General features: G+C 63.1%; 22 protein-coding genes and 1 tRNA gene. 11 read left to right on the plus strand and 12 right to left on the minus strand.

Annotation, left to right across the window (positions count from 1 at the left end; all coding sequences use genetic code 11):
* Window positions 1–224 precede the first annotated feature (224 nt).
* Both K6301_RS11340 and K6301_RS11345 read left to right on the plus strand, forming a co-directional pair.
* Complete coding sequence (locus K6301_RS11340) at window positions 225–1,739, plus strand: GumC family protein (RefSeq protein ID WP_247216998.1); 1,515 nt, start codon at window positions 225–227, stop codon at window positions 1,737–1,739.
* Window positions 1,740–1,756: 17 nt separating this feature from the next.
* The gene (locus tag K6301_RS11345) at window positions 1,757–3,094 is read left to right on the plus strand and encodes an O-antigen ligase family protein (protein WP_247217001.1); all 1,338 of its coding nucleotides are present in this window, start codon (window positions 1,757–1,759) and stop codon (window positions 3,092–3,094) included.
* 3 nt (window positions 3,095–3,097) lie between these two features.
* On the opposite strand, the gene K6301_RS11350 is transcribed toward K6301_RS11345, so the two are convergent.
* Complete coding sequence (locus K6301_RS11350) at window positions 3,098–4,042, minus strand: glycosyltransferase family 2 protein (RefSeq protein ID WP_247217003.1); 945 nt, start codon at window positions 4,040–4,042, stop codon at window positions 3,098–3,100.
* A gap of 210 nt (window positions 4,043–4,252) precedes the next feature.
* Between K6301_RS11350 and K6301_RS11355 the strand changes: the two genes are divergently transcribed.
* Both K6301_RS11355 and K6301_RS11360 read left to right on the plus strand, forming a co-directional pair.
* On the plus strand, window positions 4,253–5,311 hold the full coding sequence (locus K6301_RS11355) for an endo-1,4-beta-xylanase (protein ID WP_247217010.1): 1,059 nt from the start codon (window positions 4,253–4,255) through the stop codon (window positions 5,309–5,311).
* Window positions 5,312–5,314: 3 nt separating this feature from the next.
* On the plus strand, window positions 5,315–6,742 hold the full coding sequence (locus K6301_RS11360) for an oligosaccharide flippase family protein (RefSeq protein ID WP_247217012.1): 1,428 nt from the start codon (window positions 5,315–5,317) through the stop codon (window positions 6,740–6,742).
* A 12-nt stretch (window positions 6,743–6,754) separates the two neighbouring features.
* On the opposite strand, the gene K6301_RS11365 is transcribed toward K6301_RS11360, so the two are convergent.
* From K6301_RS11365 to K6301_RS11380, 4 genes are all read right to left on the minus strand, one after another.
* Window positions 6,755–7,762, minus strand: a complete 1,008-nt coding sequence (locus K6301_RS11365) for a hypothetical protein (RefSeq protein WP_247217013.1) — start codon at window positions 7,760–7,762, stop codon at window positions 6,755–6,757.
* A gap of 341 nt (window positions 7,763–8,103) precedes the next feature.
* Window positions 8,104–8,180: transfer RNA gene (locus K6301_RS11370), tRNA-Met, on the minus strand.
* A 134-nt stretch (window positions 8,181–8,314) separates the two neighbouring features.
* Window positions 8,315–9,511 (minus strand): tRNA 2-thiouridine(34) synthase MnmA, encoded by a 1,197-nt coding sequence (gene mnmA, locus K6301_RS11375; RefSeq protein WP_247217014.1) that lies wholly within the window; start codon window positions 9,509–9,511, stop codon window positions 8,315–8,317.
* 184 nt (window positions 9,512–9,695) lie between these two features.
* Window positions 9,696–10,445, minus strand: a complete 750-nt coding sequence (locus K6301_RS11380; protein WP_247217015.1) for a helix-turn-helix transcriptional regulator — start codon at window positions 10,443–10,445, stop codon at window positions 9,696–9,698.
* A 439-nt stretch (window positions 10,446–10,884) separates the two neighbouring features.
* Between K6301_RS11380 and sciP the strand changes: the two genes are divergently transcribed.
* Window positions 10,885–11,160, plus strand: a complete 276-nt coding sequence (gene sciP, locus K6301_RS11385; RefSeq protein ID WP_023515011.1) for a CtrA inhibitor SciP — start codon at window positions 10,885–10,887, stop codon at window positions 11,158–11,160.
* Between the two features lie 36 nt (window positions 11,161–11,196).
* Here the strand turns inward: sciP and K6301_RS11390 are convergent, their stop codons facing one another.
* Window positions 11,197–11,691 (minus strand): paraquat-inducible protein A, encoded by a 495-nt coding sequence (locus K6301_RS11390; protein ID WP_425475337.1) that lies wholly within the window; start codon window positions 11,689–11,691, stop codon window positions 11,197–11,199.
* Between the two features lie 95 nt (window positions 11,692–11,786).
* Between K6301_RS11390 and K6301_RS11395 the strand changes: the two genes are divergently transcribed.
* The gene (locus K6301_RS11395; protein ID WP_134650662.1) at window positions 11,787–12,068 is read left to right on the plus strand and encodes a GNAT family N-acetyltransferase; all 282 of its coding nucleotides are present in this window, start codon (window positions 11,787–11,789) and stop codon (window positions 12,066–12,068) included.
* 65 nt (window positions 12,069–12,133) lie between these two features.
* Here the strand turns inward: K6301_RS11395 and K6301_RS11400 are convergent, their stop codons facing one another.
* Window positions 12,134–12,484: a flagellar export protein FliJ gene (locus K6301_RS11400; protein ID WP_134650592.1), complete on the minus strand. Its 351-nt coding sequence runs from the start codon at window positions 12,482–12,484 to the stop codon at window positions 12,134–12,136.
* 530 nt (window positions 12,485–13,014) lie between these two features.
* Here K6301_RS11400 and ctrA point away from each other — a divergent pair.
* Window positions 13,015–13,713, plus strand: a complete 699-nt coding sequence (gene ctrA / locus K6301_RS11405) for a response regulator transcription factor CtrA (RefSeq protein WP_018327818.1) — start codon at window positions 13,015–13,017, stop codon at window positions 13,711–13,713.
* 149 nt (window positions 13,714–13,862) lie between these two features.
* Here ctrA and K6301_RS11410 read toward each other — a convergent pair whose 3' ends face one another.
* Both K6301_RS11410 and chpT read right to left on the minus strand, forming a co-directional pair.
* Window positions 13,863–14,225 carry a response regulator gene (locus K6301_RS11410; protein ID WP_134645729.1) on the minus strand — a complete coding sequence of 121 codons (363 nt, stop codon included), beginning with the start codon at window positions 14,223–14,225 and terminating at the stop codon, window positions 13,863–13,865.
* A gap of 113 nt (window positions 14,226–14,338) precedes the next feature.
* A complete protein-coding gene (gene chpT, locus K6301_RS11415; RefSeq protein WP_160871603.1) occupies window positions 14,339–14,992 on the minus strand; it encodes a histidine phosphotransferase ChpT in 654 nt (217 codons plus the stop codon).
* Window positions 14,993–15,266: 274 nt separating this feature from the next.
* Here chpT and K6301_RS11420 point away from each other — a divergent pair, with 274 nt between their 5' ends.
* Together K6301_RS11420 and K6301_RS11425 are read left to right on the plus strand one after the other, a co-directional pair.
* The gene (locus K6301_RS11420) at window positions 15,267–15,791 is read left to right on the plus strand and encodes a DUF1134 domain-containing protein (RefSeq protein ID WP_370340519.1); all 525 of its coding nucleotides are present in this window, start codon (window positions 15,267–15,269) and stop codon (window positions 15,789–15,791) included.
* A gap of 144 nt (window positions 15,792–15,935) precedes the next feature.
* Window positions 15,936–17,087, plus strand: coding sequence for a coiled-coil domain-containing protein (locus K6301_RS11425; RefSeq protein WP_247217017.1), 1,152 nt, complete (start codon window positions 15,936–15,938; stop codon window positions 17,085–17,087).
* An 8-nt stretch (window positions 17,088–17,095) separates the two neighbouring features.
* Here the strand turns inward: K6301_RS11425 and K6301_RS11430 are convergent, their stop codons facing one another.
* Window positions 17,096–17,926: a TrmH family RNA methyltransferase gene (locus K6301_RS11430; RefSeq protein ID WP_247217018.1), complete on the minus strand. Its 831-nt coding sequence runs from the start codon at window positions 17,924–17,926 to the stop codon at window positions 17,096–17,098.
* Window positions 17,927–17,931: 5 nt separating this feature from the next.
* Complete coding sequence (locus tag K6301_RS11435) at window positions 17,932–18,321, minus strand: hypothetical protein (RefSeq protein WP_160871601.1); 390 nt, start codon at window positions 18,319–18,321, stop codon at window positions 17,932–17,934.
* A 35-nt stretch (window positions 18,322–18,356) separates the two neighbouring features.
* Between K6301_RS11435 and K6301_RS11440 the strand changes: the two genes are divergently transcribed.
* Both K6301_RS11440 and rpoH read left to right on the plus strand, forming a co-directional pair.
* A complete protein-coding gene (locus K6301_RS11440; protein WP_247217019.1) occupies window positions 18,357–19,400 on the plus strand; it encodes an RluA family pseudouridine synthase in 1,044 nt (347 codons plus the stop codon).
* 235 nt (window positions 19,401–19,635) lie between these two features.
* A complete protein-coding gene (gene rpoH / locus K6301_RS11445) occupies window positions 19,636–20,541 on the plus strand; it encodes an RNA polymerase sigma factor RpoH (protein WP_134645743.1) in 906 nt (301 codons plus the stop codon).
* 77 nt (window positions 20,542–20,618) lie between these two features.
* Here the strand turns inward: rpoH and K6301_RS11450 are convergent, their stop codons facing one another.
* Complete coding sequence (locus tag K6301_RS11450; RefSeq protein ID WP_247217021.1) at window positions 20,619–22,859, minus strand: hypothetical protein; 2,241 nt, start codon at window positions 22,857–22,859, stop codon at window positions 20,619–20,621.
* Between the last annotated feature and the right edge of the window lie 65 nt (window positions 22,860–22,924).

The raw sequence follows: 22,924 nt of genomic DNA on the forward strand, positions 1-22,924 counted from the left end.
AAGATCGGAAACTCCCGTTAATGGGATAGGCCGCCGCGACGTTTGAGGCCGGCAAACTGGGATTAAAGTTAAGAAACCTTCAGTTTCAGTGCATCGGAACGCGACACTCCAGCGCGCAACGTCATCAGGATCTGCGCGCTCCGGGCTCCCGTCGAGGTGGCATTTTAATCGACTGTTAAGGTTGATTTGTTCTAAACGAGCGTGGATTCGCTGCGAGCTCGACGATGTACACTGACGATCACCCGGACCGGGGACACAGGAAGCGGCTGCGTGCATCGCCGCCGGCCGTCGCCGTTCACGCGTCAAAGCCGCGGGTGAGCGCACGCGACTATCTCAAACGCCGCGACACGAACGATTACAGCCTTGCCCAGCCCGGCTATTCCGCTGAACGCGATACGCGGGAAGAAGAAGTAGCCGGCACATCCGGCTGGCTGGACCTCTTCACCGTCTCCAATCTTTTCGGGTGGCTGCTTGCCTATAAGCTGATCATCCTCGCGACCGTCATTCTCGGCGGCCTCGCGGCCGTGGCCTTCCTCAAGATCACACCGCCACGCTACACGACCTATGCCGAACTGCTGGTCGAGCCAACGGATCTGAACGTCGTGGCCGACGACATCTTCTCGCAGAACGCACAGCGCGACTCCCAATTGCTGGCGGTCGAAAGCAAGCTGCGCCTCATCACATCAGGCAATGTCCTCGAGCGTGTCGTCACGAGCCTCAACCTTGCGAAAGATCCTGAATTCGGCGGAAACCGTGCATCTGACGCAGACCGGAACGCCCTTGCGGCGCTTGAAAAGCGCATCGATGCCCGGCGCGACACGCGCTCCTTCCTCGTCAGCCTCAGTATCTGGAGCGGAAATCCTGACAAGTCCGTCGAGATCGCAAACAAGCTGATTGAATCCTTCCAGGATGAACTCGGCAATGCCCAGGTCGAAGGCGCCGGCCGTGCCGCCAAGGCACTGGTAGCCCGCATCGACGACCTGAAGGTCGAGGTGGAAAAGGCCGAAGCCAAGGTGGAGACGTTCAAGCGCGAAAACGGCCTGCGGTCGAGCGCCGGCGAACTGGCAAGCTCGACAAGCGCGACCCGCGTGAACAGCCAGGTCATCGATGCACGCGCACGGCTCATCCTCGCACAGGCGCGCCACAAGGACCTGACCTCGAACGATCCGGAAAGCCGCCTTAACGCCGCAAGCGCCCAATCGGAAACGATGACCGCCCTGCTCACGCAGCAATCGCTGATCCAGCAGCAGATCCGTTCGCAGTCGGCGGTTCTCGGTCCCCGTCATCCGAGCCTTCTGGCGCTGAAACCGCGCGCCGACGCGATCCAGGCGCAGATCCAGGCGGAAATCCAGCGTGTCGTCCAGTCCAGCAAAGCGGAGCTTGAACAGGCCCAGGGCGCGTATGACCGGCTGAATGCGGAGCTTGGCACCGCTCAGTCCGTCGTCTTCAAGGAATCCGAAGCGCAGCTCCAGTTGCGCCAGCTTGAGCGCGAGGCGCAGGCCAAGTCTTCCGTCTACGAAAGCTACATGAACCGCGCGAGTGAAGCCGCACAACGCCAGCGCATCGATGCCACCAACGTGCGCGTCGTGACCCAGCCGATGCCACCGATCCATCGCAGCTATCCGCCGCGGGGTGTCATTATCCTCGCTGCCGGCTTGATGGCCGGGTTCATTGCCGGCGCAGGCCTTGCCATCCTCTTCGGCCTGTGGCGAAGCCTTTCGCCACGCCGGGCAGGGTAATGTCGGGGAAGACCGGCATGGCAACGACCGTCGTCATCAAGCCCTTCGAGCACGACACCTCCGCAAGCCGCCGCTCGGTCAGGCCCATCCTCTTCATCGTTATGGCGTATTTCTGGATCACGCTGTCGCCGCTGCCCGACATGTCCGAGCTGACATCGGACGCCGGATGGGGCACAAGCTCCAGTGCGCTCAACCAGATCATCGTGCTGCTCATGGCTGGCGGTATCCTCGCCAGCCTTGCGGCCACCAAGGCGTGGAAGCTCGTCTTCCAGCAGCGCCTTCTCCTGACGCTCATTCTTGTGTGGTTCACGGCAACGGCCCTGCTTGGCAACGATCCTTCGGCCGGCTTCCGGCGCATGATGTTCGTGGTCATCGTCTGCTTCTGCGCGAACGCCTTCCTGCTCGTGCCGCGCAGCCAGGCTGACTTCACCTTCACCCTTGCCTGCATCGTCAGCATCGTCGTCGGCCTCTCCTATATCGGCGTGATCGCGCTGCCGGTGCGCGCCATCCACCAGGCGACGGACGGGCTCGAAGCTTCGCTCGCCGGCAGCTGGCGCGGCATCTACAGCCACAAGAACATCACCGCCGCAGCCATGGCGATGGCCGTCTTCATCGGACTCTACATCGCGTCCACCGGATCGAAACGCCTAGGCTGGGCACTGGCCATCAGCGCGCTGCTCTTCGTCCTCTTCTCCGGCGGCAAGACGTCGACGATCATGGTGCCCTTCACCCTGCTCGTCGCCTGGGCCTTCGAGCGGTTCAGAAAAATCCGGGGGCTGATGGTGTGGGGCATCCTCATCGTCGCCAACACCATCCTCCTCGGCTCGGCATTGTCGCCCTCGGTCGCGGACACGCTGACGAGCCTCGGCGTCGATGCGACCTTCACGGACCGAAGCTCCATCTGGCGGCTCTCCATCGACGCAATCCAACAGCGGCCGCTGCTCGGCTACGGCTTCCAGTCCTTCTGGCAGACCCAGGCGCTGTTCGATAGCGACGCCGCCCTCGAAACCTGGGCCGTGACGGCGGCAAACGCCCACAATGCCTATGTGGAAGCAATGGTGAACGCCGGCTTGCCCGGCCTGATCCTGACATTGGTCTGGATGGTGTATTCGCCGCTACGCAACGCCACCGCAGCGCTGAAAAGCGAAAACGACATCCGCCTCACGCGGCTCTTCCTGCGGATCTGGCTTTTCGGCCTTTTCCTGTCGTGCCTGGAAAGCGCTTTCTACGTGAACACCGGCCCGGTGTGGTTCACCATCCTGCTCAGCGTCTTCGGCCTGGGCCTGCAGGCCCGCTCGAAGCTAGTGAAGGGCGATAGCCCGGCCGTTGCCGGCAAACGTACGCGACGCGGCTGACCCTCAGGCCTTCGCCTCATACGGCCGGGGCGTTAGCCCAAGAAGCGGCGCCATGCGGCCGACCGACATCAGCAGCGGATGTGTCGCCGGAATGATCTGGCCCGTCCGCAGCAGGATCACCAGCGAGCGCACGACGCCGAGACTGAGGCTGACGAGGTTCTTCACGAAAACCTTCACGCCGGCAAAAGCGCCCATATGCAGCCGGTCGATCACGAAATTGATGCTGCCGATGCGGATCGACCGCTTCATGAGCCACTTCGGATTGGACCGGTCGGACGGAACCGTCTCGTGGATGATCGCCTCGGCGCACCACCAGGCCTTGTAACCGGCGAGCCGGCAGCGGGTGAAGAACTCCATGTCGCCGCCGCCCAGGAAATTGAACCGCAGGTCGAAGAACGGCGCTCCGAAGCGTTCGAAGACGTGCCGCGCGATCAGGCAGTTTCCCGATCCGTGGATCATATCGACCTGACGGGTCGCGCCCTCGATGGAACCGAAGATCGCATGGTTGCGGATGGACGCGGGCACGTCCGCATCGAATGTCCGCGTGACGGGGCCGCCGACGATATCGGCCGCGGTGCGCCGCGCCGTCTCCACCATATGTTGCAGCCAGCCGGCTTCGGCGATCTCGTCGTCATCGATCATCAGAAACCAGCGCGCCGACGGATAGGTGTCGAGCGCGGAAGAAAAGGCGCGATTGATCGCATGACAATTGCCCTGCGAGGGCTCGATCTCCAGCGTCGACGGTATACCGTTCGTCTCGAGCATCGCCTTCGCCACGGCGTGGCCAGCGGGATTGGCCGCGTCGTTGTCGACGACCACGATGGCGAAGGGAAAGTCGGTTTCCTGCGAAAGCACGGATTCGAGCGTCTGGCGCAGCCAGTCCGGGCGGCGGAAGGTCGGGATGCAGACCACGGCTTCCACGTTGCTGTCGAGAGGGGTGCTGTTCATTGCATTTTCCGCGAAATCGAGCCGCGCGCGACCGGTGCAAGGATCGCGACGATGGTCCCGACTGTAGACTTGCCGTCTGAAGAACGCGTTAAGGACTACTCTTAACGTTGCAATTACCCGTCGGCCCTATGATCGCGGGAACAAGCCAGCCCCGCTGGCGCAGCCTTGCGCGCATGAAGCGCCGCGGGTCGAACGGAAAGTGTGGCTTGAATGCGCAGACGAGATTTCGTCACGGCAGCTGGTGCCGCCGGTCTTGCACTGTGGACCCGCGGGCTCTTCGAGGGCGCCGCCGCCGCATCGCATTCGGCCATTCCCTTCGGGGCCGCCGTCAGCGACGGGCCGCTCCAGACGGACGCCGCCTACCAGAAGGCCCTCATCGAGCACTGCCAGCTCCTCGTGGGTGAAGGCGGGATGAAATGGGCGGACCTGCGCCCCTCCCCCTCGCAATATGTCTATGACCAGCCCGACCGCCTCATCGCCTTTGCAGAAGCCAACGGCATGAAGATGCGCGGCCATACGCTGGCCTGGTATGCCGCCATGCCCGACTGGGCGCTGCAACTGAAGGGCGAGGCCGAGACGAGCCGGGAGCTGATGACGCATATCGAAACCGTCGTCGGGCGCTACAAGGGACGCATCCCGAGCTGGGATGTCGTCAACGAGGCGCTTTCCGATGATGGACCGCGTGTCGGCCTGCGCGACTCCGTCTGGTCGGCCAATCTTGGCGAATATTACATCGACCTCGCGTTCCACACCGCCCGCGCCGCCGATCCGGCCGCCCAGCTCGTTATCAACGACTACGGGCTGGAGGCAGCGACGGCGAAATCCAGCGCGCGCCGCCGGGCGATGCTCGATCTGTTGCGCCGCTTGCGCGACCGCGACGTGCCCGTTCAGGCGCTCGGCTTGCAGGCCCACCTTCCCGGCAACGAAGAGATCGACAAGGACGAGGTTTCGCGTTTCGTGTCCGACGTCAAGGATATGGGTCTCGACGTCCTGGTGACGGAACTCGACGTGATCGACGACCAGCTTCCCGCCGACATCAAGGAGAGAGACGCGATCGCCGCCAAGCGCGTCGGCGCTCTCCTGGGCGCAATCCTCGACGTCACTCGGCCGACCGCGGTCGTCACCTGGGGCATAACGGATCGCTATACCTGGGTTCCCATCTGGTACAAGCGCGCGGACGGACAGGCCAACCGACCGCTGCCGCTGGACGAGGACTACAGGGAAAAGCCGATGATGCGGACGATCAAACAGGCCGTCGCGGGGGCCTGAGGCATGTTGCGGCAGGCTTCCACATATCTTGCGGCGCATATGGTGTCGGCGATCCTCGGCTTCTTGTCCATCGTCGTCTTCACGCATCTGCTGACGCCCGATCAATACGGCCTCTACGTCGTCGTCATGGGCCTTGCCGGCGTGATCTCGGCAATCGCCTTCTCCTGGATCCGGCTTTCCGTCGTCCGCTTCAATCACGGCGGACCGGAAACGGATATGCGCGGCACCGCCCTCGTCTGCTATCTCGGCCTGCTGCTGCTCGCTCCCGTTACGGCCGGCATCGCCTCCGTCCTCGCCAATGTGCCGTTCTGGCAGGGTGCGTTCGCCGTTCTCGTCGCTTTCCTCCTCGCCTTCTTCGAATTCGGCCAGGATATATTCCGGGTCAGGCAGGAAGCGGGCTCCTATGCCCGCGCCGTCATCCTGCGGTCCATCGCCTCCTTCGCGCTTTCCATGGTCTTCGTGCTTGCCGGTTACGGCGGGGAAGGTTTCCTGATCGGCATCTGTCTCGGTTATGCGCTGGCGGCACTGGTTTCCGCGCGCAGCGTCTGGCGAGCGCCCCGCCGCGGCTTCGACCAGGCGATCCTGCGCAATCTCGTGCAGTTCGGCGTGCCGATGACCATTTCGGGCGGCGCCTTTGCGCTCCATGCGCTGCTCGACCGCCTCATCATCCTCGCCTATCTCGGCGAGGCCGGTGCTGGAACCTACGGCGCCGTCGCCGATCTCGTGCGGCAAATCATTCTCTTCCCGTCCATCGCCATCGGCTCGGCCATCATTCCCGTCGCGGCAAGGCTGTTGGCGAACGACGAGCCCGTGGCTGCCCGCCACCATCTGGAGCGCAGCGCCGAGTTGCTGCTGGCCGTTGTGCTGCCGGCGGTCGTGGGATTGGCGCTTGTCGCGCGCCCGCTCTCGCAGCTGATGCTGGGCGCAGAATTTCGTGAGGCCGGCGAAACGGTCATGCCGATCCTCGCCTTCTCCTGGCTGTTCCAGGCGATCACCCAGCAATATGTCCATGCAAGCTTCCATCTCGGCCGAAAGCCGTCGCTGATGCTCTATCAGGGGCTGGCGATGCTCGCGGTCAATCTGGGCGCGATGTTCCTGCTCGTACCGTCCTATGGCCTCGTCGGCGCAGCCTGGGCACTCGTCTTCACCGAATTCTGCGGCATGGTTCTCGGCTATATTCTGTCGTTCCGGGCCCAGCCGCTATCTTTCAAGCTGACGGATATCGGCAAGGTGACGCTCGCCACGGCGATCATGGCCGGATCGACATTCTCCGTGCTGGCGATGAGCCCCTTCGGACCCGCCCTGTCGCTGCTGCTCGCCGTCAGCGTCGGCATCGCCGCCTATGGCCTTTCGGCCATCCTGCTCGACGTGCTCTCGCTGCGCGCGACGGCATGGACGATGCTCGCGCGCCTGCGCGCCAGGCTGGCCTGATTCCGAACGACGTCAGTTCGCTTTCCACCGCGCGAAATAATCGATCAGGTCCTGATCGATCTCATGCACGGCGGGATCGAAGGCGTCGCGACCCAGGCGATCGTACTTCCAGTTGCTGTTGATCTCGCGGAAATGGCGATAACAGAAGGCCGAACTGACCCTCGCGGCAGGCAGCCAGTTGGCTATGCGATGCACCCCCCACTGCGCCGTTTCAGGGCAGCGGCGCGGTACAACCGTCCATTTCGGCGGGGAAGCATTCGCATCCTGCCGCAAGATGCCGAAGCGCCGACGCTCCAGCGGCTTCAACACGGTGTCGTAATCCGTATGCCGCCGCGGAGTATCAGTGTCGAGCGGCGGCATTCTGTCCGTTCCCAAGACCCACCGACCGCGGTAGCGCACGGTGCCGAAGAAATCGTCCTCGGCAGCCGCAAAAACGCTCTTGCCGGTCTTCGACAAGACCAATTCATCGATGTCCCCGACCTGTACTGAGCGCGCCATTGCCAGGAAACGCCATCGCGCCTGCTCCCAGGCACCCAGCTGGCAGAAATCGGAGTCCCAGAAGCGCCACGCATCCAGCCCCTGCGGCCCGTATTTGAAAGGCCAGGACACGACTTCGGCGATTTCGGTGCCCGCAACGCCGGAGAGCGCATCCCGCACCGTATCCAGCCCGTATCGGTCGGACAGGTTGTCGTAAAACAGCACGGCATCGGCTCCGTGGAACCGATGCGCGAAGCGCGCCCAATCGCGTATCCAGACCGGGTCGTTGTTCTTTGACAGCGTGAAAAGCACGCGACGCCCGGCAAAGCGTTCGGACAGATTGGCCCCGACGACCACCTCGGCGCGGTGCCCCCCGAGGGTCAGCGAGAGGGCCGTGCAATCGGCCGGCGCGTCCACGATGATCTGCATGTGGCGGTCGAGCTTGCGGTAACGAAAAGCACAGACGCCGTTGCCGGGAAGCGCACGGATGCTGTCGGGCCGAAGCAGCGGCTCGAGATTGAAAAGCGGCGGCCCGAGCAGCACGACCTTGCCATCCAGCCGACGAAACGCGTCGTAGATCAGGATATCGCTATCGAACTTGCGATCGAAATCATCCGTCCTGAATTCCGCCGGCCGCTGCGGCTCCCGCTGGAACGGCGAAAAATCCGAAAGCCGGACGATCGACAGGAGAGATGAGGACGGCGTTTCGGTCATGATGCATTTCGCAGGTTACACGCCGCCTGCGCGGTAACGCGCAACGGGCCGGAATAAACTGGCCGCATCCTATACGGGAGAGCTTCCCCGTTCGTTAAACAACGGACGGTGTCGACGCATGCCGTCCTTATAACGGCGCATTCTCGATCTGATTTCTTGGGAAAATTCGATGGTAGCGGAGGAGGGATTCGAACCCCCGACACAAGGATTATGATTCCTCTGCTCTAACCTACTGAGCTACTCCGCCGCCCGACGGGACGATCGACAACGATGTGCGTTCGCGTCCGGTGCGCGGCTTATAAGGCGCTGTTCCTGCGGGTGTCAAGCGACCTTCGCAGGAAAAATCGCTTTGTCCGCAAGGGCCTTGGCACGTGCTTGGCGCTAGGCGGCCACCGGGGTCGACAGGATGCGCTTCAGCGCCTCTTCGGCCGCGGGCTCCCGCTCGGAACGCTGGATGAAACCCCCGCCATAGATGCGGGCGTCCTCGCCTTCGCCAGAGTAAAGCGCGCAGGCCTGCCCCGGAGCGACACCGGCCTCGCCTTCTTCGAGCTCGACATAGATGCCGCCTTCGTTCGCCTGAAGGCGCGCCGGGCGCGGCGGTCGGGTGGAACGGACCTTGGCGTAGCAATCGAAGCCGGCCGCGGCGACCGCATCGAGATCGCCGTCTCCGAGCCAGTTGATGTCACGCAGATAAAGCCGGCGCGTTTCGAGCGCTTCCTTCGGGCCGACGATCACGCGCCGCGAGCGCGCATCGAGGTAGACCACATAAAGCGGCTCGCCCGTCGCCACGCCGATGCCGCGGCGCTGGCCGATCGTGTAGTGCAGGATACCGTCATGCTGCCCCAGATGGCGGCCATCGATATGCACGATGTCACCGGCCAGTGCGGCATTCGGCTTCAGCTTGTTGACGATATCGGAATACTTGCCCTGCGGAACGAAACAGATGTCCTGGCTATCCGCCTTCTTGGCGACGACAAGGCCCATTTCTTCAGCCAGCGCGCGGGTTTCAGCCTTGGAAAGATGGCCGAGCGGAAAGCGCAGGTAGTCGATCTGTTCCTGGGTGGTGGCGAAAAGGAAATAGCTCTGGTCGCGTTCCGCATCGACGGGGCGGTAGAGCGCGCGGCGCTCCGGGGCGCCCGGCACCGGGTTGGGTCGCGAGCGGATATAATGCCCCGTCGCCAGTGCGTCGGCGCCGAGATCCTTGGCGGTCGCCAGAAGATCGGCGAACTTGACGGTCTGGTTGCAGGCGACGCAGGGGATCGGCGTTTCGCCGGCGACATAGCTCTCGGCGAAGGGATTGATCACCGTTTCGCGGAAACGCTTCTCGTAGTCGAGCACGTAATGGGGAATGCCCAGCGTTTCGCACACACGGCGTGCATCGTCGATGTCCTGGCCGGCACAGCAGGAGCCGGCACGGTGCACGGCCGCACCATGGTCATAGAGCTGCAGCGTGATGCCGAGAACGTCGTAGCCCTCGCGTTTCAGGATGCCGGCCACGACGGAACTGTCGACGCCGCCGGACATGGCGACGACGACGCGGGTATCTTCCGGCTTGCGATCGAAATCGAGACTGTTCACGCGAGGTCCATTCCGGTGCCGCGGGACCCTTGTCACCGGACACCTTGTCCTGGGGCCGAAACCGGCCGTTACGGCGCCCCGTCAAGCCGGAGTGCCTTTCGGGCGACATATAGAAACTTGCCGCTCCAAGGGCAAGAGAAGGCCTGAAACCGCCTCGTTCGGACCACCAGCGCGTCCGACGCCCTCAGATGAGGCGCAGGCGCATGGCGATGGCGATGGCCTGCATGCGATTGACCGCTTTCAGCTTGCGGGTCACGCTCTTGAAGTAGCTGCTGACCGTATAGACGGAGATGCCGAGGATGACGGCGATCTCGTCGCTGCTCTTGCCGGCGGCAGCCCAGCGCAGGCACTCGACCTCACGGCTGGAGAGCTTTTCGCGTCCGGCGGTGGCCGCCGTGAAGGTCTTCTCGAGACATTCGAAAAGCTGCAACGCCGCGAAATGCAGCTCCGCGAGCTCCGGGCGCGACAACGGTTTGCGTATGCCGGAAAACATCATGAGATAGGGATCCGACGTCGTGGAGTGCAAAAGGAACGCCGTCGACGTGGAAAGCCCGTGGCTTTCGGCAAGCGCGACCGCCTCGCCGGCCTGGGTGTTCTCCCAGTCGACGGGTGCGAGCAGCGAGCTGTCGCCCTGCACCGGCAGCTTGGTCGCACCCGTGTCGAGCGCAAGCCGGCTGATATGGAAGAGGTTCATCGCATCGTACTTGCGCACGAGATCGGCCGGCCAGTTGCTGACCATCAGGCGCTCGGCAAAACGCTGCTGTGCATTCGCGGGAAAGCGCGTCACGAGAAAGTGCGTGAAGGCGAAATGGTCGGCGCACTGACGCATGAGGTGAAGCACCTCGTATTCGGTCTGCACGGTCTCGATGTGTGCCGCGGCCAGAAATTCGGGCAACCAGCCCTGCCGCACGAGCATGTTGTCTTGGTCTCTCATTTTCCGTTTCCAACGCCGGCGCTTGCGCACCGGGCTCGGGTGTATTCTCGGTCCGGAAAATTTCAGGGGCACCCGGCGTTCAAATGGCGGCGAAAAACGCCGCTTAAAGCCATCTCCCGAAGGGAAACAGCTTGCGGATGGTATGCGATTGGGTGCTTCCTGGAGGCTTCCGGTGCCATCGATCCGATAGCCGCCTCCGAATTTTTGCGCGTATTAGCAGTATTTGAATAAAATAGAAATGAAATATTTGCATGGCTCCCATGCGGGCCATGCGGCGGGCAATCCGCCCGACGTTGCGGAAAGTAAAGCGTTTCCAACGGCAGCTTTGCCTGCGAAGCCGCTCAAAAGATTAGAAAATTGTTAGCATGCGCTTAGGCAAATCTTAAATGTGGCGGGCTACAGTTCGCTCATATGGTCTTGCGTTTATGTAGAGAGTACAATGACCGATCTGATACGACCCCGCGTTAAATACGTCATCGGCCCCGATGGCAGCCCACTGACGATCGCCGATCTGCCGCCGGCCAATACACGGCGCTGGGTGATTCGCCGGAAGGCCGAAGTCGTCGCCGCCGTGCGTGGCGGGCTGCTCAGCCTCGAGGAAGCCTGTGAACGCTACACGCTGACGGTCGAAGAATTCCTGTCCTGGCAGTCCTCCATCAACGATCATGGCCTCGCGGGCCTGCGCACCACGCGCATCCAGCAGTACCGCCACTAGGCAATTCCATCATCCGTCAAGACCGACAGCGGCCGCTCAATGCGGCCGCAATGTCGTTTGCAGAAGGCCTGTCATGATGGCCGAGGCTGCGTAGAACCAGAGGCCCGGCTGCGTGAACGCCGAGGCCATGCCGCTCGTCTTCGCCGCGACGATGACCAGCGCCACCAGCATGACATCCATCATCGACCATTTTCCGAGCACCGGCAGCAATCGCGCAAGCCAGGTCTTCCGGCCACCGCTCGAGGCGGGTGCCGTCGCCTCCAGCGTGATGGCGAACAGTTTCACCACCGGAAAGACGATGGAAAACAGCGCGATCAGCACCGCCAGGCCGCCACTCCCCTGCCCCCAGAGCGAAACGACGATGTCGATCAGCGAGGGTGTTTCGCTGAAAAAGTAGAGCTTCTTGAAATGCACGAGCGGCAGGACGAGGCCGAGCGCCAGCGACATCGCTGAGAGAACCAGGAGAACGGGCACGACGAGAATCATGGGCGGTTTCGCGTTTCGAATTGCCTTCGATACCACCCGGCGCATCCGGATGCAGCACGAACTGTTCACCGCAGCGGAGCTTGCCGTCTGCCCCCGAAGAGGAAAATATGGCGTCAACGCAAAGGAGCGAGGACATCATCATGGACATCCGGCACGAAGACACCGGCTCGAAGGGCCGCTACTACACCGTCGTCGAGGGGCACGAAGCGGAAATGACCTATTCCCGCGCATCCGCGCAGCTCGTCATCATCGATCACACGGGTGTTCCCGATGCGCTGCGCGGCAAGGGCGTCGGGCAGGCGCTCGCGGCCCATGCCGTCGAAGAAGCGCGCAAAGGCGGCTGGAAGATCATGCCGCTCTGCCCGTTCTTCCGGGCTCAGGCGCTTCGCCACAAGGAGTGGGCGGACGTCGTCAACGCCTGAAAACACCAAGAACCCTCGTGAGCGGTCTTGCGGCCACTCGCGAGGGGTCTTCAGAGGTCTTGTCCTCAGGCGCGCAGGCGCACCGCGTTGTCGCGCTCTTCCAGCGCCGCCGCCTTGGCGAACTCCGCTTCCGCCTCTTCCAGCGAAAGTTCGGCCGCGTCCTGCTGCACCTTCAGTTCCCGAATGGAGACCTGGAGGTTGTCGGAGCGCTGCCGTGCTGCCTTGGCAAACGTGGGATAGGCGAAGTGGGTGGGATCGGTGATCCCGGATTTCTTCTCTTCGATGGCGATCTGGGTTTCCAGTTCCTTCGACATCCGTTCGAATTCGGACATCATCAACTGAAGCTGGGCCAGCTGCCGTCTCTTGTCTTTGACCTGAAATTCCTTCAGGCGAACTAGGCTCTCACGCGACTTCATACGCAATACTCCCGTGGATAGCGAGACCCCGGCATTGAAGTGAACGATCGCCGAAAAACACATCCGACCGCTCACCGGCACTCCAAATCGGCACACGAACCATGGTGAATCACCACGCGCCGCGCACCGCCATTTTCGCCCGCAGACCGGCCAGAGTGCCGGACCTTAAAAAAAATTCAGCGAGATTAATGAAATCCTACCGCTGGTAACCTTTCGTTTACGGGCATCGTTAATCATAGGGACCATGGTTTAAGGCTCGGTAAATGCGGTTCGCAAAAAACGACATGTTCCGCATTGACGAGTCTAAAGAGTCGGTTAGCTGTGTTTCTTCACTTTGTATGTTAAGAGTCACAATTCTGATTCATATGAAAAATCAGGGGACTGCCCGAAATAATTAACAGATCGATACACCTTGCCAAAGTGAATCAGGATTTGTTAACCATTTCGTGGCAGCCTCCAAATCAGGCAACGACTGGATCCGTATCGCGTAGGGGGCCAGGATACCTTGAGCGGCGGAAAAGGGGACAGATATGCGGGTTCTACTCATCGAGGACGATAGCGCGACAGCGCAGAGCATCGAACTGATGCTGAAGTCCGAAAGCTTTAATGTCTACACCACCGACCTCGGCGAGGAAGGCGTGGATCTGGGCAAGCTGTATGATTACGACATCATCCTGCTCGACCTGAACCTGCCCGACATGTCGGGTTACGAAGTTCTTCGCACGTTGCGCCTGTCCAAGGTCAAGACGCCGATCCTCATCCTCTCCGGCATGGCCGGTATCGAGGATAAGGTGCGCGGCCTGGGCTTCGGCGCCGACGACTACATGACCAAGCCGTTCCACAAGGACGAACTAGTCGCCCGCATTCACGCCATCGTGCGCCGCTCCAAGGGCCATGCCCAGTCGGTCATCTCGACGGGCGAGCTCATCGTCAACCTCGACGCCAAAACCGTCGAAGTCGGCGGCCAGCGCGTGCACCTGACGGGCAAGGAATACCAGATGCTCGAGCTGCTCTCGCTGCGCAAGGGCACGACGCTGACCAAGGAAATGTTCCTGAACCACCTCTATGGCGGCATGGACGAGCCGGAACTGAAGATCATCGACGTCTTCATCTGCAAGCTGCGCAAGAAGCTCGCAAACGCCGCCGGCGGCGCCAATTACATCGAGACGGTCTGGGGCCGCGGCTATGTGCTGCGCGAACCGGACGGCGACTACGCCGAAAGCGCCTGATCCCCCTCCCCGCTCACGTATTTCGAAACCCGCCGCTTGCCGGCGGGTTTTCTTTTGGCCGCGGTTCCCGCCTTCTGTGTCGCGAAAAGCAGAACGCGGCCGGCTCCGGGGAGCGGCCGCGTCGCGACATGTCTGAACGGGACGTCTGATCAGGCAGCGATCGAGAGGCTGCCGAAGACCTGCGTCAGGATCTTGCGATCGAAGGGCTTGAGCAGGAAATCGTCGGCGCCGGCGCGCTTGCCCATCATCATCTTCTTCAGGTCGGCCTCGACCACGCAATAGAAGATGCGGACGGACTTGCCCTGCGGCAGGTTGCGGACATTGCCGATCAACTCGAGCGCGCCGTCCATGGTGGCATCGACGATGAGGATATTGGGCAATTCCGCCTCACAGCGCACGAGTGCTTCAAGTGCACTGGACGCTTCGAGAACGAGGAAATCCAAACCGGAAAGAATACGCTTGCCGACCTTCCGGACGACATCGGAACCGTCGGCGATCATCAACCGCTGCATTATCTGCTCCTAGGTCTCCCGCCATCCGGCAGGAACGATACAGGTGCAGCTTACCGTCGGCTGGCAAACAAAGCGTTAGCGGCCATGGTTAACGCCACGGCCGCCGACGCGGATCATTCAGAAGCAACAATCGAGCGGGCCGAGAACACGATCTCGTCGTCACCCGGCTCAACGGCGAGCTCCATGCCGGCTTCATCGGCCAGCAGAACCGTATAATAGGGCTGGATCGAATGGGCATCGACCGCCTCTTCCGGCGTGCCGGAAAGCAATTCCGTGAACTTCGGCGGAACGCGCAGCATGCGGCCCTTGGCGGCGAGCTTGAAGACCGTGTCGGTCTCGGGATTCTCAAGGCTGATATCGATCGAACCACCGCGCGGTATCGCGCTGTAGGCCACGAGGAACAGGTTGAGCAAGAGCTTGACCTTGTTCTTCGGGATGATGGCGCGCGGGCCCGTCCAGGTGACTTCCGTCTTCTTTTCGGCGGCCGCGAAATCGCGCGCGGCCTTCTCCGCCTCGCCCGTATCGATCGAAGCGCCGACGGAGCCGGAGGCGCCGAAGGCCAGGCGGGCGAACTTCAGCCGGACGGACGCGTTGAGCGCACTGGCGCGGATGAGATCCATCGCCTCGGCATCGGCGCCGCCCTCGTCGAGCAGTTCGAGCCCGTTGTTGATCGCACCGACGGGCGAGATGACGTCATGGCAGACACGGCTGCAAAGAAGCGCTGCCAGATCGGGACCTGTCAGCGTAAGGTTCGGATTTTTCGCCATAAAATTCTCCCAGATCCACGCATTCATTCATCGCGGGACGCCTCGTCAAAGGCGCACGCGGATACATTCCGCGCGACGCATAGCACGCCTGAATTGCGCGAGGCGTGTTCCATTTAAAGACAGCCATAATGACACCACATTTGGTAAACCGATTGTTAATACCCTCGGATCAAATTGCTGCAAGGAACGGAGCCTAGAACAAAAGGAAGGCGAACGGGATATGATTGGTTCAAATCTCCTCACCGCGGCGTTCAGGATCGTGACGGCGGCGGCCATGGCAATCGTCCTCGCAGGACCTGCCGCCGCGCAGCAATCGAATCAGTACAGCATGCAGGAAATCATCGATGCCGGGCACGGCTTCTTCGGTGAGGCTTCCGGCGGGCTGGCCAAGGTGGTGGAACGCGCCTTCGAATCCTACGGCCTGCCCAATGGCTACATCCTCGGCCAGGAAGGATCCGGCGCCTTCGTCGCGGGCCTGACCTATGGCGAAGGCACGTTGAACACCAAGAATGCCGGCCAGCATCCGGTTTTCTGGCAGGGCCCGTCCCTGGGCCTCGACTGGGGCGGCCAGGGCAGCCGCACGATGATGCTCGTCTACAATCTGCCTGACGTGAATGCGCTTTACGATCGTTTCGGCGGCGTTTCCGGCTCGGCCTATGTCATTGCCGGCGTCGGCATGCAGGTGAACGTCAACCGCGATATCGTTCTGGTGCCGATCCGCACCGGCGTCGGCGCGCGCCTCGGCATCAATGCCGGCTATCTCAAACTGACACGCCAGCCGACCTGGAACCCCTTCTGATCGAAGGAAAACCTGTCCCGGCCCGCCTGGTTAATCGAAAGTTGATTTCGCCGGGACACCCCCTCCCGCAAATCCGGGCGAGCCGCTATAGTGAGCCGCCCGGTCCCGCGCCGGGCTTCCGTCTTGGCGCTGTTAGGTAGATCCGTGATCGAGTATGCCCTTCTCTTTGCGCTCGGCTTCCTCGCCGCCACGCTGACCGGTCTCCTTGTCGCGCCGGCCGTCCAGAAGCGCGTCGTCAAGTTCACCGAAGACCGCATGCGCGCCACCATGCCGCTCAGCCCGCAGGAAGTGCGTGCGCAGAAGGACATGGCCCGCGCCGCCTTTGCCGCCGAAAATGCGCGGCTGGCGCAGACCGTGCGCCGCGAACGCGAGAAGCGCACGCAGGAGATGGTGCGCAGCGAAAAGCTTCTTGCGGATGCCGCCGCCGTCGGCACGGAAAATGCCGAACTGCACGCCCAGATCGCCGATATGAACATCGAGGCCGGCGACATGCGCTCGGCGCTGCGCCGCGAGGAGATGAAGAGCGAGCAGTTGCGCGCCGCCGTCGCCAATGCCGACCGCGAGATCCGTGCACGACTTGACGAGATCGAACGCCTCAACGCCACGATCGCGCATTTCGAGGCCGATATCGACAACATGAAGATCGATGTCGCCACGCGCGACACCACGATCGAAGCCCTGAAGAGCCGCATCACCAACCTGAAGGACGAGCGCGACAAGGCGCGCGAAGACCTGAAGACGGCTGGCGAGAAGGCAAAATCGCTGGAGCTTCGTGTGTCGCGCGAGGAAGGCCGCGCGCGCCAGCTGGAAACCCGGCTGACACGCGAGCTTGCCGGCAGCGCCGACAAGGACAACGCCATCGAGCGGCGTATCGCCGAAATCGATCGTCTTCGGGACAAGGTGAAGACATTGACTGCGGAAAACAAAGAAGCGGCCAAGGCCGCGCGCACCACCGGGCTTGCCCATACGATCGCCGCCAACCGGATCACGCCCCACCGCCCGGTCAAGGCCAAGTCGGTGCCGCCAATCGATATCGCCACGCTGGAAGAGGACGTCCGGAACCAGGGCACCGCGCTGACGGAACGGCTTATGGCAGCGGGCAACGGCGGCAACGACGCGGCGCTTCGCGAGGAAATGGCGGATCTCGCCAGCAAGATGATCGTGCTGACCGCGGCGCGCGAAGGGGCCAGTTCACCCGTCCACGATCTGATCGCAACGATCGACCCGTCACTCGAAGGCGACGACCAAAGCCTCGCAGGCCGGGTCCGCGAACGGCTCGGCAGCGACGAGAGCTGATCGGCTCCTCAGCCGACCCGGCCCATCGCAAGCGCGATCTGGTAAAGCGCGATTCCGCTGGCCGTCGCGACATTCAGGCTGTCGAGCCCCGGCCGTTGCGGAATGCGGGCCGTGCGGAAGGAGGACAGGATGTTTTCCGGCAGCCCCTCCCCTTCGGTGCCCAGCACCAGCGCGATGCGCCTCGTCGCCGGAATGGCCGACACGGAAACCCCGCCGCGCGGCGAAAGTCCCCAGATCTCGAAGCCTTCCGCCGCAAGCCGCTCCAGCATGACCTGAGCCGCAAGGCCGCGCGAGAACGGCACGCTCAGAACCGAGCCGACGGAGACGCGGATGGCCTTGCGATAGAGCGGGTCGCAGGACGTCTCGTCGAGAAACACCGCATCGGCCCCGAAGGCAGCGGCATTGCGGAAGATCGACCCGACATTGTCATGGTTGGAAAGGCCGCAGCCGGCGAGAACCAGGCTCGTTTCCGGCAGGCGATCCATCAGGGAGGCCGTCCGGTCCAGGGACGGTTTACGGCCGAGGGCAAGCACGCCGCGATGCATGTTGAAACCGGCGACGGCATCGAACACGGCCTGCGACGCGACATAGACCGGGACGGTGTCGGGAAACGAGACCAGGATATTCGCAACGCCTGAAAGGCGATTTTCCAGAAGCAGGATCGACTCGGCGGCAAAACCGTTGGCCATTGCTGCGGGCTGGCCGAGCATGCGCAGCACCACGGTGCCCTCGGCGATGAAAAGGCCGTCCCGGCCGGTCAGGTCACGCTCGCGGATGGAAACGAAGCCGGCGATGCGCGGATCGGCCGGATCATCGATGCGGACCGGTGTCGCGGCCATCCGGTTCAGTTGCCCGCGACATCGATCTCGGCGACGATGCGGCCAGCGGCGATATCGAACACCAGAGCCTTGCGCGCGCCGCCGGGCATCACACCGTAGAAGAGTATCTGGCCGCCCGACTGCGATACGGCCGACACGGCAAAGCCGTCAGGCAGCACCGCCGTCGCCTTGACCGGCGCATCGCTGGGCACGGACAGGCCGCTGGAGGTTGCCACCGCTTCCGGCTTGCCATCCCGCGTGTTGATCTTATAGACAATGGCGGCAAGCACCGCCAGGAACATCAGGAACATGATGCCGCCGGAGATCAGTTGCAGGCGCATCATCTTGCGACGGACGTTTTCCATGACCGGGTCGAGCGGCTTGTCTTCCTGATCGTCGTTTTCGATGTTGGACATGGCGGCGCCCTTCCGGCAATGAGTATGATTGAACGATGACCGACCCCTTTAAAGAAGCCGACGCCACAAGAAAAGTCCTGACCGTGCCCGAAGACGCCGAGGGACGCATGGATGCGTGGCTGGCCGCGACCCTTGCAGGCGACTTTTCGCGCAGCCGCATCAAGGCGCTGATCGAGGAAGGCGCGGCCGTCGTCAACGGCAAGGTCACGACGGAGCCGAAGCGCAAGATCCAGCCGGGCGACGTGGTGGAACTGGCGCTCCCCGCTCCCCGAGACCCCGAACCCCAGGGCGAGGATATCCCGCTTGACGTGCTCTACGAGGACGACGACCTGATCGTGCTCGTCAAGCCTGCGGGGCTCGTCGTGCATCCCGGCGCCGGCAACTGGACGGGCACGCTCGTCAATGCCCTGATCGCCCATTGTGGAACGAGCCTTTCCGGCATCGGCGGCGTGCGCCGCCCGGGCATCGTGCACCGCCTCGACAAAGAAACGAGCGGCGTCATGGTCGCCGCGAAGAACGACGCCGCCCACCGCCACCTCTCCGACCAGTTCGCCGACCACGGCCGCTCCGGCCCGCTGGAACGGGCCTACCAGGCCGTCGTCTGGGGCCGCCCCCGCCAGCTGAAGGGCACCATCGATGCGCCGCTGGGCCGAGGCAATGACCGCACCAAGCGGGCCGTCAAGCGCGAAGACGCCGACGATGCCCGGGAGGCCATCACGCACTATACGGTGGTCGAGCGCTATATGGAGACGGAGGCGGCGACCAGCCTCGCCTCGCTTGTCGAATGCCGCCTGGAGACGGGCCGCACACACCAGATCCGCGTGCATATGGCCCATATCGGCCATCCGCTGATTGGCGATCCCGAATATGGCGCGGCCTTCCGCACCAAGGCCAACCTCCTGCCCGAAAAGGCCCGCGCCGTCGTCAACGGTTTCCATCGGCAGGCGCTGCACGCCTTCATGCTGCAGTTCGAGCACCCGACAACAGGTGAAACCATGCATTTCGAAGCGCCGCCGCCGGCCGACATGGAGCAGTTGATCAACGCGCTGCGCGGCATGGACGACGCCGATACCCCTTGATTTTCCGGCTTTGCGCACCATCTCAGCACAGTGCGCAAAGCCGTCCGTCATCGCCGCCTTCACGCAGCCGTGAAGCGCGCGGCGTCTTGAACCATTGTTTCGCCATACCTATCTTTAGGATCGTGGGGACGCCATGTCCCACAGGGAGCGTGGTTGCTGACGGGGAGCCTGTTTCAGGATCAAGCTCCATACCAAGGCTTGCCTCGATGGAAGCCGTCTCAGAAAGGGGTGCTGAATGGCCCGCAATACACTGCCGTCTATTACGTCTGGAGAAGGTGGTCTCAACCGCTATCTCGACGAAATCCGTAAATTTCCGATGCTTGAGCCGCAGCAGGAATACATGCTCGCCAAGCGCTACCAGGAACACGACGACCGCAACGCCGCCCATCAGCTCGTGACGAGCCACCTTCGTCTCGTGGCGAAGATCGCCATGGGCTATCGCGGCTACGGCCTGCCGATCGGCGAAGTCGTCTCCGAGGGCAATGTCGGCCTGATGCAGGCCGTCAAGAAGTTCGATCCCGAGCGTGGTTTCCGCCTGGCGACCTACGCCATGTGGTGGATCAAGGCGTCGATCCAGGAATATATCCTGCGTTCGTGGTCGCTCGTGAAGATGGGCACGACCGCCAACCAGAAGCGCCTGTTCTTTAACCTGCGCCGGATGAAGAGCAAGATCCAGGCAATCGACGACGGCGATCTGCGGCCCGATCAGGTCAAGGAAATCGCGACCAAGCTGAAGGTCTCCGAGGAAGAAGTTGTCTCGATGAACCGCCGCCTGTCCGGCGACGCATCGCTGAACGCGCCGATCAAGGCATCCGAAGGCGATTCCGGCCAGTGGCAGGATTGGCTCGTCGACGATCACGACAGCCAGGAGCAGACGCTCATCGAGCAGGACGAACTAGAAACGCGCCGTGCGATGCTTGACCGCGCCATGCGCGTGCTGAACGACCGTGAGCGCCGCATTTTCGAGGCCCGCCGCCTTGCGGAAGATCCGGTCACGCTGGAAGAACTCTCCTCCGAGTTCGATATCAGCCGCGAGCGCGTCCGCCAGATCGAGGTCCGCGCCTTCGAGAAGGTGCAGGAGGCCGTCCAGAAATACGCGGCTGAGCAGGCCAACGCCGTCCGCGTGATCGAAGACGCCTGACCCACAAGCGATATCAGAAACGAAAAGGCCCGGCAGAAATGCCGGGCCTTTTTTCGTTCCAATCGGACTGCGGGCCGTTACTGGCTGGTGCCCGCCGCTGCCCAGGCGCGCATGACCTTATCGAAGGCCTCGGAGCCGGCCGTTCCCTTGTCGAGGGTCAGCAGGGCGCGACGACCGTTGCGGTAGGTGATCGGGATATCGATCCACGGCCGCGTGCGCAGCAGTTCCGTATTCTTGGCGATCGCCTCGGGGAAGTCGTTCAGCGCGATCATGTGGAAATCGTCGGTGATCTTCGCCGGCACAGCGATGAGGGCATCGCCGCGATCCTGCTCGGTGCGCTTCATCGCCACGCGCTGCACGCTTTCGATGCCGCCGCCCTCGAAGTTCTCCGGCAAGGAGAAGACGAGTTCGATGATGTGGCTTGCCGGCAGAGAATTGTCGGCATTGCGGCGGAAGGTGACGAGCGCCGTCAGGCCCTTCGAGGGAACATTGATCTGCGCGCGCACGACCGGTTCCGGCTTGGCGTCTCCGCCCGGCGATTCCTCACCGGACGACCATGCAACCGTGCCTTCGATCGCCGTCGGCGATGTCTGGCCGAGCCGCTCCTCGTAGAGGAACATCTTCTGCGTCACGCCGATGGCAGCGGCCTGCTCGCCCCCGGCTGCCGGCGTCTGCGTGTCGGTCCCGGCAGCAGCTGTCGTACCGCCTGCCGGCGTCTGCGCGGCACCCTCGGTCGCGGCCGTTGCCGTCTCGCTGCCAGCGGCGGGCGTGCCGGTTCCAGCAGCTGCGGACGCCGATTCCGTCGTCTGCGCGGCAACGGATTTGCCTTCTTCCGCCGTGCCATCGAGTGCCTGCGCGGGGCCGTTGTCCACTTCCGTACCGTCCGCCAGGAGGCGCTGGGTGAACTTGCCGCCGCTCGACGGCGTGACGGCAGCGACTTCCGTGCCGCCCGCCGTATTCTCCTGCGGCGTCTGCGCCGTCTCGGCCGGCGGCGTCTCGGCCGACAAGTCGCGCGTGCCCTCGGCCGTGTCTACAGGCTGGTCATCACTCGCAGAGCCGGAAACCGACGCCACGAGATCGTTGACCCAGACATTCACCGCATCGCGGTTGAACCAGTATGCAGCGCCGGCACCGCCGACGATCGCCAGCAGCGCGACGGTTGCCGCAAGCGCGCCGAGATTGAGGCGGGACTTGCGCGGCTCGGCGCGGAACGAACGTTGCGGTGCGCGGGCGGTATCCGCCGTCGAAATGGACGACCTCGCAGCCGGCGAAGATGCATCCCCGGCGATATTGGCCTGCGATGCGGCAGCGGCCGTCGCGGCGGCGGCCGGCGTGCTGCCGAGCAGCGTGTCGAGATCGCCCCAGCTGTCGGCACGGGCAGGCTTTTCGGGCTGGCTCTCGGCATCGGCGCCTTTGTCCTGCGGCCATTCCCAGGCAAGCAGGTCGGGTTCCTGAGCGGCCGGTACCGACTTTTCCGCCGGCGTTTCGATGGAAGGCTGTTCGTGCCATTCCCACTGGGCATCGACATCGGGCAGGTGCGCATCGGCCACCGGATCGGCCTCGGGCACATGCGCGTCGTGCACCTCGTAGTCCTGATGCGGGACCGGATCGAAAGCCTCGGTGGCCTCGACCGCATCAGGTGTCACCACCGAATGCTGCTCGCTCTCGGGCTCCTGCCAGGAGGGCACGTAATCGTCTGCGGGCGTGGCTTCCACCTGCCAGGACGGCTCGGACCGGGCCTCGACGACCTGCGGTTCCGTTTCCGGTTCGGGCTCGACATACGCGACCGGCTCGTCCACCGGCGCGGCCTCGACGAAAGCATCTTCACGATGCTCCTCTACCGGCGCGTGAACCGGCTCTTCGGCCACCGGCTCATGGTGATAAGCCTCGGGCTCATAGACATGCGTCTCGGCCTCGACGGGCTCTTCCGGCTCCGAGACGTCGATGATCGCAGGCGGGGCGTCATAACGCTCGGCCTCGATCGTTGCCGGCTCTTCGACGGTTTCGACGGCGGGAGCCGGATCCTCGACGACGGGTTCCGGCTCGACTGCCGCAACCGGGACAATCTCCTCGACGGGCTCCGGCACGGTCTCCTCGACCGGCAGCGCCTCGGCATGGTCGATTTCCACGCTTTCGATCGCCGCTTCCAGCTTGTCCAGCTGGCGCTTCATGAGGTCATCGGAAGGGCGCGGGTTCATGGATTCAAGCTGACGGCGAACCGCGCCGCGCGCCTTGTCATAAACCTTCTGCCGCATCTCGGCATTGTTGTCCGAGAGGCCGTCAACGGCCCTTCGAATGACTGCTACAAAATCCGCCATCAGAACTTTCCATCGTGCCCGCGCTCTATCCCATTGGAATAGGTTGCGGAACTTGTTTTGATTTT

Origin of the sequence: Shinella oryzae, assembly GCF_023038235.1 — a bacterium.
GTDB classification, from domain to species: Bacteria; Pseudomonadota; Alphaproteobacteria; order Rhizobiales; family Rhizobiaceae; genus Shinella; species Shinella sumterensis.

Coding starts and splice junctions, on each gene's coding strand:
- K6301_RS11340 (WP_247216998.1), top strand. CDS start 225: ATGTACACTGACGATCACCCGGACCGGGGACACAGGAAGCGGCTGCGT.
- K6301_RS11345 (WP_247217001.1), top strand. CDS start 1,757: ATGGCAACGACCGTCGTCATCAAGCCCTTCGAGCACGACACCTCCGCA.
- K6301_RS11350 (WP_247217003.1), bottom strand. CDS start 4,042: ATGAACAGCACCCCTCTCGACAGCAACGTGGAAGCCGTGGTCTGCATC.
- K6301_RS11355 (WP_247217010.1), top strand. CDS start 4,253: ATGCGCAGACGAGATTTCGTCACGGCAGCTGGTGCCGCCGGTCTTGCA.
- K6301_RS11360 (WP_247217012.1), top strand. CDS start 5,315: ATGTTGCGGCAGGCTTCCACATATCTTGCGGCGCATATGGTGTCGGCG.
- K6301_RS11380 (WP_247217015.1), bottom strand. CDS start 10,445: ATGAGAGACCAAGACAACATGCTCGTGCGGCAGGGCTGGTTGCCCGAA.
- sciP (WP_023515011.1), top strand. CDS start 10,885: ATGACCGATCTGATACGACCCCGCGTTAAATACGTCATCGGCCCCGAT.
- K6301_RS11390 (WP_425475337.1), bottom strand. CDS start 11,691: ATGCGCCGGGTGGTATCGAAGGCAATTCGAAACGCGAAACCGCCCATG.
- K6301_RS11395 (WP_134650662.1), top strand. CDS start 11,787: ATGGACATCCGGCACGAAGACACCGGCTCGAAGGGCCGCTACTACACC.
- K6301_RS11400 (WP_134650592.1), bottom strand. CDS start 12,484: ATGAAGTCGCGTGAGAGCCTAGTTCGCCTGAAGGAATTTCAGGTCAAA.
- ctrA (WP_018327818.1), top strand. CDS start 13,015: ATGCGGGTTCTACTCATCGAGGACGATAGCGCGACAGCGCAGAGCATC.
- K6301_RS11410 (WP_134645729.1), bottom strand. CDS start 14,225: ATGCAGCGGTTGATGATCGCCGACGGTTCCGATGTCGTCCGGAAGGTC.
- chpT (WP_160871603.1), bottom strand. CDS start 14,992: ATGGCGAAAAATCCGAACCTTACGCTGACAGGTCCCGATCTGGCAGCG.
- K6301_RS11420 (WP_370340519.1), top strand. CDS start 15,267: ATGGCAATCGTCCTCGCAGGACCTGCCGCCGCGCAGCAATCGAATCAG.
- K6301_RS11430 (WP_247217018.1), bottom strand. CDS start 17,926: ATGGCCGCGACACCGGTCCGCATCGATGATCCGGCCGATCCGCGCATC.
- K6301_RS11435 (WP_160871601.1), bottom strand. CDS start 18,321: ATGTCCAACATCGAAAACGACGATCAGGAAGACAAGCCGCTCGACCCG.
- K6301_RS11440 (WP_247217019.1), top strand. CDS start 18,357: ATGACCGACCCCTTTAAAGAAGCCGACGCCACAAGAAAAGTCCTGACC.
- rpoH (WP_134645743.1), top strand. CDS start 19,636: ATGGCCCGCAATACACTGCCGTCTATTACGTCTGGAGAAGGTGGTCTC.
- K6301_RS11450 (WP_247217021.1), bottom strand. CDS start 22,859: ATGGCGGATTTTGTAGCAGTCATTCGAAGGGCCGTTGACGGCCTCTCG.